General features: G+C 43.5%; 9 protein-coding genes. 2 read left to right on the top strand and 7 right to left on the bottom strand.

Features of this window, described 5'->3' with window-relative positions; all coding sequences use genetic code 11:
* Positions 1 to 7: 7 nt before the first annotated feature.
* Both BM294_RS00440 and BM294_RS00435 read right to left on the bottom strand, forming a co-directional pair.
* Entirely contained in the window at positions 8 to 955 is a 948-nt protein-coding gene (locus BM294_RS00440) for an AEC family transporter (protein ID WP_175494384.1), read from the bottom strand.
* Positions 956 to 1,127: 172 nt separating this feature from the next.
* Positions 1,128 to 1,847, bottom strand: a complete 720-nt coding sequence (locus BM294_RS00435) for a sce7726 family protein (protein WP_091203885.1) — start codon at positions 1,845 to 1,847, stop codon at positions 1,128 to 1,130.
* Positions 1,848 to 2,082: 235 nt separating this feature from the next.
* Between BM294_RS00435 and BM294_RS00430 the strand changes: the two genes are divergently transcribed.
* Both BM294_RS00430 and BM294_RS00425 read left to right on the top strand, forming a co-directional pair.
* Positions 2,083 to 3,942, top strand: coding sequence for an SGNH/GDSL hydrolase family protein (locus BM294_RS00430; RefSeq protein ID WP_091203883.1), 1,860 nt, complete (start codon positions 2,083 to 2,085; stop codon positions 3,940 to 3,942).
* Positions 3,943 to 4,398: 456 nt separating this feature from the next.
* Positions 4,399 to 6,114: an SGNH/GDSL hydrolase family protein gene (locus BM294_RS00425; protein WP_091203881.1), complete on the top strand. Its 1,716-nt coding sequence runs from the start codon at positions 4,399 to 4,401 to the stop codon at positions 6,112 to 6,114.
* 97 nt (positions 6,115 to 6,211) lie between these two features.
* Here BM294_RS00425 and BM294_RS00420 read toward each other — a convergent pair whose 3' ends face one another.
* From BM294_RS00420 to BM294_RS00395, 5 genes are all read right to left on the bottom strand, one after another.
* Positions 6,212 to 10,801 carry a hypothetical protein gene (locus BM294_RS00420; protein WP_091203879.1) on the bottom strand — a complete coding sequence of 1,530 codons (4,590 nt, stop codon included), beginning with the start codon at positions 10,799 to 10,801 and terminating at the stop codon, positions 6,212 to 6,214.
* Positions 10,802 to 11,495: 694 nt separating this feature from the next.
* Positions 11,496 to 13,160, bottom strand: coding sequence for a Na/Pi cotransporter family protein (locus BM294_RS00410; protein ID WP_091203875.1), 1,665 nt, complete (start codon positions 13,158 to 13,160; stop codon positions 11,496 to 11,498).
* A 212-nt stretch (positions 13,161 to 13,372) separates the two neighbouring features.
* Positions 13,373 to 13,801, bottom strand: coding sequence for a hypothetical protein (locus BM294_RS00405; RefSeq protein ID WP_242944365.1), 429 nt, complete (start codon positions 13,799 to 13,801; stop codon positions 13,373 to 13,375).
* Between the two features lie 11 nt (positions 13,802 to 13,812).
* On the bottom strand, positions 13,813 to 15,126 hold the full coding sequence (locus BM294_RS00400; protein ID WP_175494382.1) for a phosphodiester glycosidase family protein: 1,314 nt from the start codon (positions 15,124 to 15,126) through the stop codon (positions 13,813 to 13,815).
* A gap of 57 nt (positions 15,127 to 15,183) precedes the next feature.
* Complete coding sequence (locus tag BM294_RS00395) at positions 15,184 to 16,398, bottom strand: bifunctional glycosyltransferase family 2/GtrA family protein (RefSeq protein ID WP_139225825.1); 1,215 nt, start codon at positions 16,396 to 16,398, stop codon at positions 15,184 to 15,186.
* Positions 16,399 to 16,659: the final 261 nt, after the last annotated feature.

Raw genomic sequence — 16,659 nt, 5'->3', positions numbered from 1 at the left:
CATGCCATCAGAAGATACCGATGGCTGTAAGTCCCATGATCCAGAAGAAAATGGTAAACAGGGATGCCACGGTACTTATGGCGAGAAGCTGCCCCTGCAGTTCTCCGTCTCCACCCATGTTCTGCGCCATAGGGAAAGATGCTCCGGCTATAGGTGTTGCGTAAAGAATAAATGCTATAAAAAGTTCAGGGCCGCGATAGCCGAGAATATACATCAGAACAACTATGAAACCCGGAACAAAAACCAGCTTCAGGCTAAGCGTTGCAATGATAATCTTAAGATTCTTTCCTATATCCGGAATCGAAAGTGTAGCTCCAAGAATAAAAATGCAAAGCGGCGTGGTCATGTTGGCAAAACTTGCCACAGGACCGGAGATGGATTTGGGCAGCTGCCAACCGGCCATCTTAAATACCGCTCCCACGATAGCGCCCATGATAAGCGGATTCGTAAGGATATTCATACCTATCTTCTTCACATCTGTCTTTGAACCGTTCTGTCTGTCAAAAAGGGTGAATATCACTACGGCGCCAATGTTATATACCGGCACTATCACTGCGATGACCAGGGATGCCAGAGCCCCCCATTCATCACCATACATACTTACACACAAAGGATATGCAAACATCAGCGTATTGCTTCGCCAGATTGACTGAATGATGACACCTCTTCTCGGATTCTCTTTTATGCAAAGAGGCACAACAAATACACACAAAAGGATTATGGCTATGAGGACACCTGTGAATACGGTGATAAGTGAAGCATTGGCACCGATATCAATGTCTGCAGTATAGAGATTATTGAACATCAGGATAGGAAAAAATGCCTTAAATACTATCTGATTCAGTCTTTTGTAGAAGGAATCGTCACCGTAACCGAGACGCCGGAAAAGATATCCGTACAACATATAACAAATAAACGGTACTACGGCATTGGCGGCGATAAGGAAGCTATTCATATTGGGTTCTCTCCTATAGTAAATAATTATGCACTCTTCAGGCTGATTCAACCGCACCGTAAAAAGACGGCAGTTATGCGTGTTCAGCAGCGCTGCTACCTTCTTTTCTTGTTGAAGGAACCTTTTGACGGCTTTTAGCAGATACATGGAAATCGAACGGATTTCGGATTATCTATTTCTTCTTCGATGATTTTTTGGTTTTCACCACATGCGAAACTCTGAGATTGGGCTTCTTGAGTTTTCTCCCGCCCGGTGTAACCGTCACTGAAGATTTCTTTGAGATTTTCTTTCTGCGACGGGGCTTTTCATTGTTTTTAGCCCGGAAACTGTTGATCTCATCCAGAATCGTATTATAGTCCCGCTCAAACAGCTCTGTCGACATCTCTTTTCTAATGTCATCATAAGACATTTGATCACAGATCCTTCTGATGACCTCTTTCTTACTGAGATTCTCGTACTTGTGTTTCAGGTTACGATAAACGATGTGCTGAAGCTCCGGACGCCAGAGAAGACTGAGTTTATCTTCGCATTTGACGCCATCATTCTCCTTCGGTCTTCTTAATATGTAGAAATCCGGTTTCCCATCCACCTCATCTACAGTTATAATCCCCCAGAAATCAGGCACATGTTCCTCGATGTGCATGGCGTGAGTGGTACCAACCGCAATGTAGTTATAGTCAAAAAAACGATTATAATCTTTAACCTGCCCTGATAAACGCACATAAGTGTCCGCGTCGGACTTAATCTCTATCCCATAGAGGCTGTCCTCTGTCACCATGACTACATCCGCCCGGCTGTCTCCCATGATCTTTTCTTCTATTATTCTTGTCTTCCCGTAGGTCTCCTCCAGAAAAGAAAACAACGGCTCTCTGATATCCTTGTCGTACAACATATTCTATAAATCCACCTGAAAAAAGGTCTGTTTTCTGCCTAACAATGATAGCACAGGATAAAGGCATTCTGTAGCTTCAGAATCATAAAACGAAGTGAGTGTCAAAAGTATTTGCCACTCACTGATTAGCGCCAACGTACACATTCGTGTTCGGGCGGGTCATAAAACCTCTAGTCAAATATCATTTTCCTTTTTATAATTAAAAAAGCTATACATATAAAGGAATTTTATAATTATGAGTGAGAATGATAACAATCAGAAAAAAACAGATTCAGCGGATCAGAACAAGGATCTCAAATCACAGGAGCCATTAACCGAAGCTCAGGTAACTTCCAAAAAACCGGTTGTGCTCCTCACTATCCTTATACTTATGATACTGACCATCATAGGTGTTTTCGGATACATGGTAAGGGATGCCATGATGGAATCAGCCATTGACGAATCACTGACAGCCGAAAAAATGAATGCTGCCGAAGAAAAACTTCAGTCGGAGACATTTGCCCCCGAAACCGGTGCCATGATGTCTGCCGCTCAAGACAACAGCTTTTTCTCAAAGCTCGCAGAAAAGCAGCCTGTTTCCATGCTTGTCATCGGTGACATTTTCGGCACAGGTGCAGGCGCTTCAGACGGAAGCAACTGGGTAAACCTTATGTCTCAGGGATTAACTGCTGATTTCGGCTCAGAGGTCAATGTTCAAAACCTTTCTCTTCCGGGTGGCAATGATGCCTATTCAGCATACGTAACCCTTATGAACGAAGCTACAGGGCACAAGGATATGACTTACGATGCTGTAGTGGTTGCTCTCGGATACTACGACGACCCTTTCAGCTTCAACCTTTACTACGAGGGTGTGCTCCGTTCCATCAGAAACTGCTATCCAAATGCCTGTGTCATCGGCCTTATAGAGTCCGCTTCCATCACATCTCCTGACGGAAACTCGGATGAAACCGCACTCTACGCCCGCACATTGCTTGAACATTATAACGGAATAGTTGCAAACATGGGCGAAGCCTTCAGTGTATCCGGAGAAGCACCCGAATCTCTCACAGATGACGGAATACTTCCGAACGCCAAGGGGCAGCAGATATACGCCGACTGGATTGTAAAGAAGATTAATGAAAAAATAAATGATGAACCAGCCGGAAATGCAGGCGACGATTCTCCTGTGAATCCGGATGCAACACTCTTCGATCATTACTATTACATCTCATCTGAACATTTCCTGCGCCAGGATGATAATGACTACGTCATAAACATTAATGATATCTCTTCCCTTGGCGCCGAAACCACAGGCATGATGGGTATAGACTATGACTATCTGAATGAGAAGAATACTGCTCAGATACTGGTGGACAGAGACATTTTCAGCGGAATGACTGTTGAATTCGAGGGCGCCGCTCCGGAGAGACACATCCGCATCGTAAAGAACAATGCAATCATCAATCAGGAACTGACTGTAAGTTTCGCAACAAAAGAACAGGCTGACGGTTTCCACGGAATCATCATTTCCGGAAACCTTACATCTTCCACTAAGGAAGAAAAACACGATAAGCTGCCTATACCTCCTGAAACTACTGCTCCGGAGACCGAGCCCGAGACAGAGCCGGAAACTGAAACCATAGAAGAAACCACTACTCCGGAAACCGCTGCGAAGGAGACTGCAAAGGCTGAAGAAACATCCGCTGAGGATAAGGACAATAAGAAGGCTTCAAACAAAAAAGATGATAAGAAGTCCTCTGATTCATCTTCCAAAACCAATGAAACCAAAAAGTCTGATGAGAAGTCTGATGGCAAGAAATCCGAAAGCAAGAAGGCTTCTGACAAACCAAAGAAATCAGATAGTTCTTCAAAGTCTGACAATAGCAACGAAACCGCTGCTCAGGTTCAGCCTGTAGAGACGACCACTGCTGCAGAGACACAGGCTTCAGTTCAGGAAACCGCTCCATCTCAGGCTGCTTTTCCTACAGTTCCCGACACTTCAGGAACAGAACATGTTATTCTGAGTGATCCTTCAGCATCGGGAACATACTCCGTATCACCGGGCCAGGGTATAGATATTTCCCAGTGGAACACCATTGGTCCTACAGCTGGCTAAATCTTTTATATATTCATCTATTTCAGGGCTGTCGCAGGACAGCCCTTTTTCGAGCTTACAAGAAATGTAACAGTTCAGCAGGGGATTGAGTTAGTTCGAACCGTAGGTCATCAATTTAAGAAACGGGACGCTTCGGCTAAAAAATCTAAAACAGCCACCATATGAACCACGTAGGTTCTCGGCAGTTTCTGAGTTTTCCTGATGAAAACTCAGAATTGCCGAAGAAATCGAGGAAAAATCCAAGTGGTTCTAATGGAAACTGTTTTGATTTTTTTAGCCTTAGCTTAACGTTTTTAAATTGATGACCTCTGGTTCTGATCAGAACTCAATCCCCTGCTGAACTGTTACAATGAACTATCTCTTTGCACTAATTCTTCAAAGAAACTTAATTGATTTTTGTATTCATAGAAAGTATCATAAAACGGTGTATCAAATTACCAATTCAAGGAGAAAATCATGGATTTCAAATCATTCTTTGAGCAGAACAAAAAAGCCTGCGTTGGCGGACTTGCCGGCGTTGCAGGTGTTCTTTTGGTTTTGGCTGCCGTCACAGGACAGGGCAACAAAGCATCAAGTACTACAGTAGAAACAGCTGCCGCTTCAACAGAGGCATCTGAAGAAATAAACACTGACGCAAATTCATCTGTTGATTTCACAACAGGTAATTTCTACGAGAAGCTCGCTCACAATCAGCCGGTTTCAATTTTAGTAATTGGAGACGGATTCGCAAGAGGAACCAATCTTGAGAATGTCTCAAACTCCTGGGCTGAACTAATCGCATCAAAGCTTGAAACCGGTTTTTCAGCTGATATTCAGATAGACAACTATTCTCTTCCATCAGATAACACAGCCTACTCCGGCTACGTTATGGCCAACGAGATTCCGGAGGGCTCAGAATACGACGCTGTCATCCTTAGTTTCGGCAACTACGACGATCCCGAAACATTCAGCACCTTCTATGAGAGTATGGTACGCTCCATCCTTTCAAAGTGCCCGGAGACTTCCATCATCTCACTGATCGAGCCTGCTTCTGTGACAAACACAGACGGTTTTGCCGATGATAATGCTTCTGCGATTCAGACAATCACAGATCATTATCATGGTCTCACTATTGACATCGCAAAACTCATGGAGGCTGACGGAAAGAATGCCTCTGACACCGCTCAGGATGACAAGATAAACCAGAATGAAGACGGAAATATCATGACAGCTGACATCATCCTTAAGGCGATAAGGGACAAAGCTTCAGAAAAAGCCGAAGAAATCAGCTCTTCCATCGAGCCTCTCAACGAGAGTGTTTCTGTTCTTGAAAGCTATACTTACATTCCTGCAGGGGATTTCGTCAAGGTTGACGATACAACCTTTGAAATTCCTGCCGGCAACATTCTTGATAATTATGGTGATGCAGTTACAGGACTGCTTGGTGTAGACTTCGACTATCAGACAGGTTCAAACGATGTTTATGTAAGTGTAGACGGAACACCTTTCGGCCGTTCAACTGTTGATTTCAATGGAACAGATTCTGAGCAGCATATCGTTCTTATCAATGATAATTTTGCTCCTGCACAGTATGTTACAGTTTCTTTCGGATCAGCCGAGTCAGCAGCATCCTTTGCAGGCATCGTCGTTTCCGGCAATGTAACTCTTCCGGATAGCTTCGACAAGTTCGAAAAGAAGGAAATCAAGGAACTCAGCGTTGAAGAACTTGATGCAATGCTTGACGAAGCAGGTGATACCGCAGACGGTGGTCCGGGTTCGGGTGAAGATCTCATTGAAGCGGACGAAGTCGAGGAAACAACTAAAGCTAAAGACAACACTCTTCCTACAAAATATGTAGACGGTGTTCTCTATGAGCAGTTTGAAGGTGAATGGTACGAGGTCATCAACGATGATACAGGCAACCCAAACATCGGTGTAAAGCAGGAAGTGGTTGAAACCCGTTCAGCCGGTAATGTCATAACAAACAAAGAGGTCGTTAAGTCAGCTGATCCTTCCACTGCAGAAAGCATCCCTGAAAGTTCAACAGCAATACTTCCTGTTGAAAGTCCGGTTCCTGAATCAGTTGCAGAAACCCAGGCCGCTGAGATTCCTATGGAAACCCAGGCTGTAAGCGCTGAAACAGCTTATGATCCCGTTGCTGCCGCAAACGCCAGCATCGCAGCCGCACAGTAAAACCAACTATTAAAAGAGCGACAATAAAATAATATTCGGGTAGAGGAAGGAATCCTCTACCCGATTTTTTTGTGTTGCAAAACAATATATTGGACGGTTATCTTATCTTCGCTCCGTCAGGTCCTACAAAATGGCCGTCAGGTGTCATCTCATTGGCATAAATACGTCCCTGCGTCTTGCCTTCTACTGTTTCAAAGTAATACTCCTTGCCATCGATAGTCTGCCAGCCTGTAAGCATCTGACCAAAACGGCCGTCATGATCAGGACAGAAGTAATAAAGATTATTGTCTTCATCCTGGAACCATCCGCTTATGATATAACCATCCTTATCGAAACGATACCAGGCAACCGTGCCGTTGTATTCGCATTGTTTCCAGCTGTTTACGGCTGATTCTCCACTGACAGAGCTGAACTTCCAGCCCTTTTCATCCTTTGACCAGAATCCCATAGTGCTTGGCTCTACTCGATTTGCACCGAGAACTCTTCCGGCTTCGTATCCTTTACCTGAAACTGAACTGTTTCCCGAACCGGATCCGCCGCCAGATGAACGTCTGACATGTTTTCTACCGGATAAATCATCCTTATTTGTGTCCTGATATTCATTCTTCTCTGAATCATCTTTCTTTCCGTCAGTTTCGTCATCTACAGTCTTTGGATCTGTGTTTTCTTCCTTCTTCTCAGGATCATCAGTTTCCTTCAAAACTGTCCACTTTCCTTCAGCAGCCGCATTTGTCCAGTGGTAAGGAGCTTCATTCTTTCTGGCCCTCCACCAGTTATCACCTGCTGTAACCTTGAACTCATGATCAACAGTAAGATCAAGTCCGGAAACGATGAATCTGGTATCTTCGGTTGTGTATGCACCATTCACATGATTGAAGTAGTCTCCGTTGTCTGTGTAAACCGGCTTTCCGTCCACATAAACACGGTAACCACCGATTCCGCTTTCATCATATGGTTCATCCCAGCTGAGAGCGATGTCATCTCCATCTCTTTCTACCTTTAATTCCTCAGAAGTCCACTCAGGTGCCTTAAAATCATACATCTGCCATGTGGTACTGGTTGCTTCATTATATGTAAACTCCGTACCATCATCTGCAAATGCCGTAACTCTGATATCGTTATACTTACGGTTGATTTCCTCACCAGGGTCACCATCTGTGAGACGGTCTGCAATAAGAGTCACGTTATTTCCTGAGAATTTCTTGCTTCCAAGCTGATAATAATAGTATGTACTTCTCGGCTCAGTTTCTCCGTTAATATAGATATGATATCCACGGACTCTTGGATCAACTTTTCTTGCATCAGCCAGTGTTATAGGAACAGATGTGTAAACATCTGCCTTAAGTCCTGTCATATCAAGATTTTCAGGAATCTTCAGATCATCATTATCACCTTCAATGGTATGTGAAAATGAAGGTCCCTCTGTCTTGTTACCGGTCTCATCATAGGCAAATACCTTGAAGGTATACTCAACACCGGCTGAGAGGTTCTTCATCTCATACTCGGTTTTCTTGAAAAGCTTGGTAACATCAATAAGTTTTTCTCCACCATCAATATAGGTTTCAATACTGTACCTGATACCGTCTGATAAATCCTTACCATCAAGATCCTTATCTACTGCCGCATCAAATACAAGCTTCAGGCAATCGCTATTCTTTGCAGTGTCTGTTGCCTTCTTGAGTTCTGATCCTGTTGCAACTTCGGTATCTTTTACCCTCTTAAGCTCAGACCCTGTTGCAACCTCGGTATCAGTCTCTGCTTCTGATGCCACATTTAATTCTGCTTCTTCATCCCATACAGGTGCAACTTCTGCATTCTTTGTCTGTGCCGACTCAGAACCATCAATGAAACGAAGATTCTTGCAGTTTATGATCTTGTTCCAGATTTTGTTGTCACCATTATGATTTATCTTGACATTATAGAATGTGGCATCCTCAATTCCATCCAATACTTCACCCTGAATTTTATCAATATTCAAAGCTTTATTATTCTTACTATCTTTATCTGCAAATTTTGCCGATTTCTTCACAGTTATATCCTGGAAGTAGAGATCATGATGATGGTGTATAGGCTTTGAAGGATCGTTAGGATCAATGTCCGCGATCAGGCTGAATGCATTCTTCGTTGTAGTGTCGCAGGAAATGTTGAAAGCCGAAATATTATAAAACTCCGCAGGCTTATCAGCAGTTTCTGTGTCACTGACACCGTTTGAATCGCTGTACATTGTGGTCATGACAAAAAGCTGCTCGCAGTTTGCCACTGCACAATCACGGATCTCTACGTCATGAATACTTCCACCGTTTGCAGGTGCAGACTTGAAACGGAACGGCATATCTGCGTAGTTAAGGACATTATCCTCAACCAGCATGTCGCTGATTCCTGCTCCTGTATGACTTCCTGCGGCAATGGCTCCACCATGGCACTCACGAAAGACATTATCAAAAGTCCAAATATTGCTTGAAGACTTCTGCTTTGTATCATCAACAGCTTTACCCATACCTGTTGCAAAGTTTACGGCATCATCTCCGGTGTCGAAGAAGCAATTGTAAACCATGGCATTCTGAGTATTTCCGATTTCTATACCGTCACCGTTGTTACAATCGTAGGTGAGATACTTTACGTTATTGGTGGTTACTGTATCACTGTCAAGAACAGCAAGTGTGTGATATGCCGGGTTAACCAGTGTTACGCCTTCCATGTAGAAATTTCTTGTTCCACGAATCATAACGAGAGAAGGGCGGGTGTTGTAGGCAACCTTTGAAGGCTCCTTACTTAAATCTTCACCTCTTGCTTCCGCCGCCTTCTTTGTGGCATCCTTTGCGAGATAACCTCCGGTTAATACATTTGAATTCTTGCCGGAAAAATACTGAGGGCTGATGTAATCCTTATCGGAAGGATCCTCCGAATGATCACTGTCCTTATCTATGGATTTCCAACCGTTTCCATCGATAGTTCCTTTACCCACGATCCTGATATTCTCATACGGATGATCTTCATCGGCTGAGTAAACGTTTACCAGTGACCAGGAACGTGTATCGGTTGAATACGGATACAGGATATAGTTCTGATCATAGTGATCAACATTAGGTGAACCCTTCAGAACTGCGCCCTCTTCAAGCTCAAGAGTCATGTTGCTGTGAAGATAAAGTGCTCCTGACATGAAGATACCCTTAGGAATGACAACTTTTTCACCCTCACCGCAGGCATCGATTGCCGCCTGAATAGCCTTTGTATTCGCAACAATCTCCTCGTTTATCTCATCATTATAAGTTGTATATGCATTCTCTACCGGTTTTGCACCGAAATCCGTTACATAATGAATCTCATCCTCTGTGAGTGCCGGATTTGTTTGAACATCTATGGTTGCTGCACCACCGATTTCATTTCCGGACTTGTCAACCGGAACTACAGTAAATGTATAATTTGTATCCGGCTTTAGATTGTCAGCATAATAAGTGTGAATGCTTATCTTGACAGCATCTTTGTGTTTTTCGTAGAAAGCCTTTCTATAAGTCTCTGCCCAGTCGGCATGCTTTGCATAGTTCTCACTTGCTGTTTCAAGATACTTCTCTTCACCGTCCCCTTCGGCAACATATATCTTGTAATCCTCGATATCCTTGTAGTTTTCAGGCTTCTCCCATACGAATGATACAGAGCTTTCATCCTTGGCAAGTTCCGGAACAGTGATTTCTGTTATGTCTGTACTTCCCTCATCGTTATGAAACCGTTTCTCAGTATTTTCCTTTTCGGAAAGCACCTCATCGATATTACTCTTGATCTTTTCTTCAAGAGTATCACCGGATTTTGCCTCAAGTCCGAGTAATTCTTTGTTTTCTACGAGTTCCTGAGTGTTTACTTCAGGGTTAACATTCTCTTCGACTTTACCTGCATCTGATACAGCACTTTTGCTGTTTAAAGACTCATTTGTCTCCTCAACTGCTTTCTTATCGCCTGATGTTCCATTCTTCTTTTCGGATTTTTCTGATGCCTCTTCTTCAACTACAGATTCTTTATCTTCAGCCTCTGATTTTCCATCCTCAGCATTTTCTTCCCCGGCCTTTGTCTTCCCTGACTTTTCATCCCCGGACTTACCTTTTTCTGTCGCATCCGAAGATTTCTTTCCGGTTGAACCTGCACTATCGTCATTCTTTTCGGATGAATCTGCATCTTTTACAACATCTTCATCCGAGGTTTTTTTCTTGGATGAATCGGCTGAATCCTCTGTATTCTCAGTATTTTCTTTGCTTGATTTTGAAGCATCCTTCGATTTTCCATCCGGATTTTCAGATGTTTTTCCGTCGGAAGCTTCTTTTTTCTCACCGGATGATTCCTTGTCTTCTGAATCTGCAACTTCAGATTTTTCGCCGCCACCCGTGGTGTCTTTCACGTTTTTTTCTTCTGAATCATTTTCCTTATCAGCTTTTTTATCCTGCTTATCGTCTGATTCTTCCTTATCGTCCTTTGCTCCGGAATCATCAGTCACATTCTCTTTTTCCTGTCCGGCTTCTTCTACGACATCATCCCGACTCTCAACTTCGGTCTTTCTCTTTGATGTTTCCTCATCTGCTGCCTGCTCTGCTGCATAAACCTGCATGCCTACATTCGTAAATGTTGTTCCTGCGGTCATACTCATTATCAGGGCGATAGACATAGCTCTACGGAACGCTAAACGACGTTCTCTACTCATAACTACTCCCTCCGGATACGTTTCGATCTTATCCCGGCTGCATTTCATTGGAACCTGATATCACGCCACAGTTTCCAACATAATTTACCGTCTTCATCAAGGGGCCAATATTCCCGCCAAAATAACGGTTCATAGCCGGAATAATCATCTCATCCCGATATATCCTTCTTCCTAAGTTTTCTCTTATCAAGTTTTTCAGATCTTTCTTTTTCCCGGGAAGAAAGATCATAATATTTATGTAAGCACTTACATTTACGAACGATATAATATTAACAGATATTAAATTTTGTCTCTATAGACCATGATTTACGAAATAATTCTTATTTTTTCGTCATATGACACAATTTTTAAATCATTTTACCGGTTTATGCCTGTCACTTTGTCGGTTAACCATAGTAACCAAACCGGTTTACTGAGCAAATTAAACACATGCACATTAACGTTTCAGCGCGTCGAATCAGGATGGCCATATGTCGTGAGTATATAAATAAAGAGACCGGACAGATATAGTCCTGTCCGGTCCCCCAACGTATATATAATTCCGAATGTCTTCTACTACCAAAGACTCCCTTAACATAGCAGCACCAATATGAAGCTGCATCAAAAGCAAAACAGTGCAGCCGGGGATTGAATAAGATTTTTAACCAAAGGGCATCAATAAAAAAACGAGGCGCCTCGGCAAAAAATAACTCTACTATGCTCTCGCAGCTGAACGATTCTTTGCCTCAGAAAGTGAGAATGCGATATTGATAGCATGATCACCTACACGCTCGATACCTGAAACCAGGTCTGAGAAGAATACTCCTGCTCTTACAGAACATCTGCCATCACTGAGACGCTGTACATGCTTATCCTGTAAGGTTATCTCAAGCTCATCAGTCTTGTCCTCAAGAGCTCTGACCTCTTCCATGTTAGTCATATCACCTGTAACGAACATATCAAGAGAATCTCTCAGGAGCTTATTGACAACTTCTATCATTCCCTTAAGGTCTTCCTTGCCCTCATCCGACAAATGAACGTCCTTCTCGTCAAAATATCTGACCACATCGGCGATGTCCTCGGCATGATCACCGATTCTTTCTATATCAGAACATACATGGAAATATCCAGAGATAAGATCCGCATCACGAAGAGGGATGGCGTTCTGGTTGATCTTTGTCATATATGTATTGATCTGCTCGCAAAGCCAGTCGATATACTTTTCGGTTTCATAAACCTTCTCGATGCCCTTGCTGTCTTCTTTAAGGAGACATTCAGCAGCTATGTTCAGGTTGCTGAATGCCGCATTGGCCATCCTCTCCATCTCCTGTTTAGCCATGTAGATAGCCACCGCAGGGTTCGGCAGCTTGCTGAGATTGATGTACTTGAGACGGTACTCTCCATCTTCCGAAGCCGACTTGTCCGTTTCTTCCTTTGCAAGAACATAGGTGAGCGCGATAATCTGATCCATAAAAGGATAGAAAACGATAACCTGGAATACCTTAAATATAAAGTGTGCAAATGCTATATTTCGTCCAAGTGAACCCGGATCATCGCCGGTACCTGACACGAATCTGATGATGCCTTCTATCTGTGTGGAGAAAAGCATCAGAAGAATAAACATAAGTACGGTTCCGAAGATATTGAACAGCAAATGTATGAGTGCCGCTCTCTTGGCATTAACATTACCCTGAAGTGCAGTAAGTACAGCACTTGAGCAGGCTCCGATGTTACAGCCAAGGATGATGAACATACATATACGGAGATCTACAAGTCCCATGGAACCCATAACTACCAGAATAGATACTGTTACGGATGATGACTGTACGATGGATGTGATGACAAATCCCATCAGAATGCCGAGAATCGGGTTTGTGAAACCGGAAAGAAAACTGATAACAGCCGGAATTTCACGAAGATCCGCCATCGAGCCGGACATGGTCGAGATTCCAAGGAACAAAAGTCCGAATCCCATGACTATCTCACCGGATTTCTTCACTGTCGGATACGGGATGAAATTCATCATGATAGCGCCCGCAAATGCAAAAAGCGGTGCTATAGCTGAAAGTCTGAAGGCAACGAGAAGCGCCGTCACTGTGGTACCGATATTGGCACCGAGGATGATTCCGCAGGCATTGGACAAAGCCATCAGCCCGGAATTAACAAATGTCACGACCATGACCGTCGCAGTACTGGACGACTGGATGACAGCGGTAAAAAACAGACCTACAAGAACTCCCGTCAGTCTGGTTCTGGTAAATGTCTCAAGTATCTTTCTGAGCTTGTTACCTGCAACCTTTTCGATACCGTGGCTCATCATATACATGCCCGCAATGAAGAGTCCCAGTCCCCCCAATAGACTTACAAAAATTGTAATCATTCGATTCCCCTATTCTTTAGGAAAGTCAGCCCACTTGTATTTCGCTACGCGAAAGACTGACATGTATGTCTAAAATTAACCATACGAAATTAAGTATATCGTACAATCTATGTTTAAACATTGTTATTTTTGCGAAAGCCTGCCAAAGTTTTTTATTATATTTTCGATACTTTCACCAAATTTTGAGTGACAGGAATTTATAGCCCCATGAATCACCCTAATAATACATCTTCCGCTTCGAGCTTCTCCTTCCACCCCAAAAGCAGCGCAATTGCTGTCAGCATCATGATACCGCCAACATAAAAATAGACTTTTGAAAGATTGCTGGTGGTACCGTAGATATCAAGCACACCGTGAAAGATCGATCCGACTGTCAGAGTTGTGATACCCGATGTCCAAAGTCTGTCGGGAAGTACCGGCATACGGACATTTCTTCCGGACTCCTTCATTTTCAATATCAGTATCATCCAGGGCAGTATTCCCATTATAAACGGGATCAAAAAGGCGTACAGCATATAAAAAGAATATACGCCGAAGCTGAAATACTCATATACCGCTCCGAGCAGTGCCACAAATATGGTACTTATCACATATCGCAGCACTCTTTGCATTGCATCTTTATCTCTTATGGTTTCTGTCATATCTTTCCTCCTCATGATATATACACGATATCACTGACGGATCGTTCCTTTATCTCATTGCCGCCGGTGGTGGGATTGTTCACCACGGTACCTTTGAAATACATGGTGCTGGATCCGCCGCCATCCAGATTGTAAGCCGTTACACATCCGAGACTCTGCATGAATTCTGCAAGCTGATACAGCGTCAGGCCTATTGATTCCTCTGTTCTTCCGTCGGTAACCACAAATACATAGTGCCCGTTCGAAAGTACACCTATGGCGGTTCTCGGGTTGGATGCCATGGCTTTACCGACTTCCTCATCCTTTGTGACTGCGATCTCTCCGTCCTCAACAAGTCCAGGTCCGAAACTCAATACATCAACTGCCCCGGCCGCAAGCACTTCTTCTGCTGTCAGATCGTCTTCAGAAAATATCTCGAAACTTCCGTCTGCAAGGATGGCCAGATCCTCGTTGCCGCCTGATGTTGCCCTGTAGAGCACTCCGTTTCTGATGACATATCCATCATTCTGCGCTCCATAAAAGTCACCGTTTATGGCAAGGATGGCATCATTGGCCTCTGCTATATCAGAAGTTGCCGCCTTGATGTTTTTACCATAGGTGTCGTCCGCAAGAGCCGTTTTAATGATATCCGTTCCCGATGCCAATGTTCCGTCCGAAAGCGTTGACTCTCCTGTCATCTCTACATCCGCCACATAAATCGAAGTTTCATTTGCTCTGTATTCGCTTAATGTTATAGTCTTTACATCATCACTGTAGGTTCCTATGATCTCATCGGAGCTTACGGTTGAGATGGTGGTTGTCACGTCTGCAGTTTCAGAAGAAGCTTTTGTCTTTGATGATTTGCCTGGTCCGAAAGATCCTCCGTGACCATCCTCTCCGGGAATTTTGTCACATGGAGGTTTGCCTGATGGCTTTTCTGATGAAGCGTTTTCTGAGGAGTTTTCATCCGATTGATTCATATTGCTCTCATCAGAAGTATTTTCCGAACTGTCTTTTACTTTATCGGCGGCTGGTTTTTTCGGAAAACTTCTTTGTTCTCCGCGGGTTTCTGCCGCAATTTCGCTGTTTTCTTTTTCCGAAGACGCATCACTGACAGTTTCTTTACTCTCAGCATTTGCAGCTGTTCCCTTTGCATTTTCAAATACACTTTTATCGACCGTGATACTTCCGTCACTGTTTGTCGAAATCTCTGCAATGATCTCCGTGGAACTGTAGCTTCTCGGAATTACAAAGGTATCCAGCAGTGCATAGCATGTAAATGCCGTAAGTCCCGCCGAGTATAAGATGCCCGCTTTCTTTTTCTTAATAAAATCAAATAATCTCATATTATCCTCTGACTGTGAAAAACATCATTTTTTTCATGATTAAAAACCGGAAAGGTGTTACACGGTTCTATACTGTCCGTAGCCCAAAACCTTTATATCATCTTCAGCGTTGTCCGAAGCATTTTTCGTTCCGTTTTTTTCCTTGCGGTTCTCCTTGACTTCATTTGCAAATACATATCGCTTCTGAATGGCGAAGTTCAGGAAAAACACAATAACCTCTGTGACAATCTTTGCAAGAAGCGGGTTGATACCTGCTATGGCAGTGAGGATGTATATCACGGAAGTATTAAGAAACAGCACTCCCGCTGCAAGGAGCACGTACTTTTTCAGGGGGCTAATGCCTTTCTTTGATTCACCTGTATAGCTGTCGGAAACATTGGCAGAAAATACAAGATTCCGGTTAATGTTGTAGTTCGCGAGGGCACTGAAAAACCGGGCGAAAACATTGGCGAAAACCGTAATCTCAGGTGTTGTGCCGAAAAGGCCCACTATACATCCGAAAATTCCATAATCTATAAGAAAACTTATGAAACCGGAAAGGGCGAACTTCAGAATTTCCTTGTAGATCCTCACTGAATCGGCAAATGCATCGAAATGACTGCCGGAATTGCCGTCAATGTATATGGTCTCAATGGGAAGCTCAGCCATGGGTACACCCTTCTGTGCAAATTCCATGAGAGTATTCATCTCATATTCATAGCGGTCGCCGGAAATTTCAAGCATCCTCTCCGTAAGCTCCTTTGAAAAAGCTCTCATTCCGGTTTGGGTGTCATAAACTCCGACTCCCGAAATCATTCTGAAAATCCTTCTTGTGACACAGTTTCCGATGCGACTTCTGAGTGGCGAGGACCGGCTCTGCCTGCGGCTGCCGAGAACCAGTGTTCCCGAATGAGCGGCTGCATATTCCACAAGTCTTACCGCATCAGTAACTCTGTGCTGACCGTCAGAGTCAATGACAACCACCGCATATCCGGGCTCATACTTGTATTTGTCTCTGATGTATGCAAATGCCTCTTTCATGGCATATCCCTTGCCTCTGTTTTCACTGTAGCTTATGACATGTGCGAATCTCTTTGCATCCTCAAATATACGGCGATACTGTTCTGCCGGAACTTTACCGGCTTTAACGGCGTTCCCACCGGTGGATCCGTCATCAACCACTACCACTTCAAATCCTGAAGCTGCCGCTTCAGATGCTACGTCTATAAGATTCTCATCCGGTTCATACGCCGGAATCACTGCAATTTTTATAAGTGCTGATTCAATATACATAATTCCTGCTCCTTTCAGAACGTCACTCTGACCCGGAATAAGAATCCTGATGAAACACTGCACAAAGCCTTCCACCGATCGGACTTTCGATTGATTTATCGATTTCCTTTAATAATCCGTGCCATCCACTTTTTTCATCATTACCGTAATAATCGGTAAATGTTCAGGACCACTACCTGTTTAGCTGTATTCTACGAAATGAAGCTTGAATGATGCTGAAGAAATCAAATCGAGCAGGAGAAATACTACCACTCGATTCTG

Source organism: Oribacterium sp. WCC10, assembly GCF_900113415.1.
Taxonomy (GTDB): Bacteria; Bacillota; Clostridia; order Lachnospirales; family Lachnospiraceae; genus Oribacterium.
This window is presented reverse-complemented; position numbering and strand designations above follow the sequence as displayed.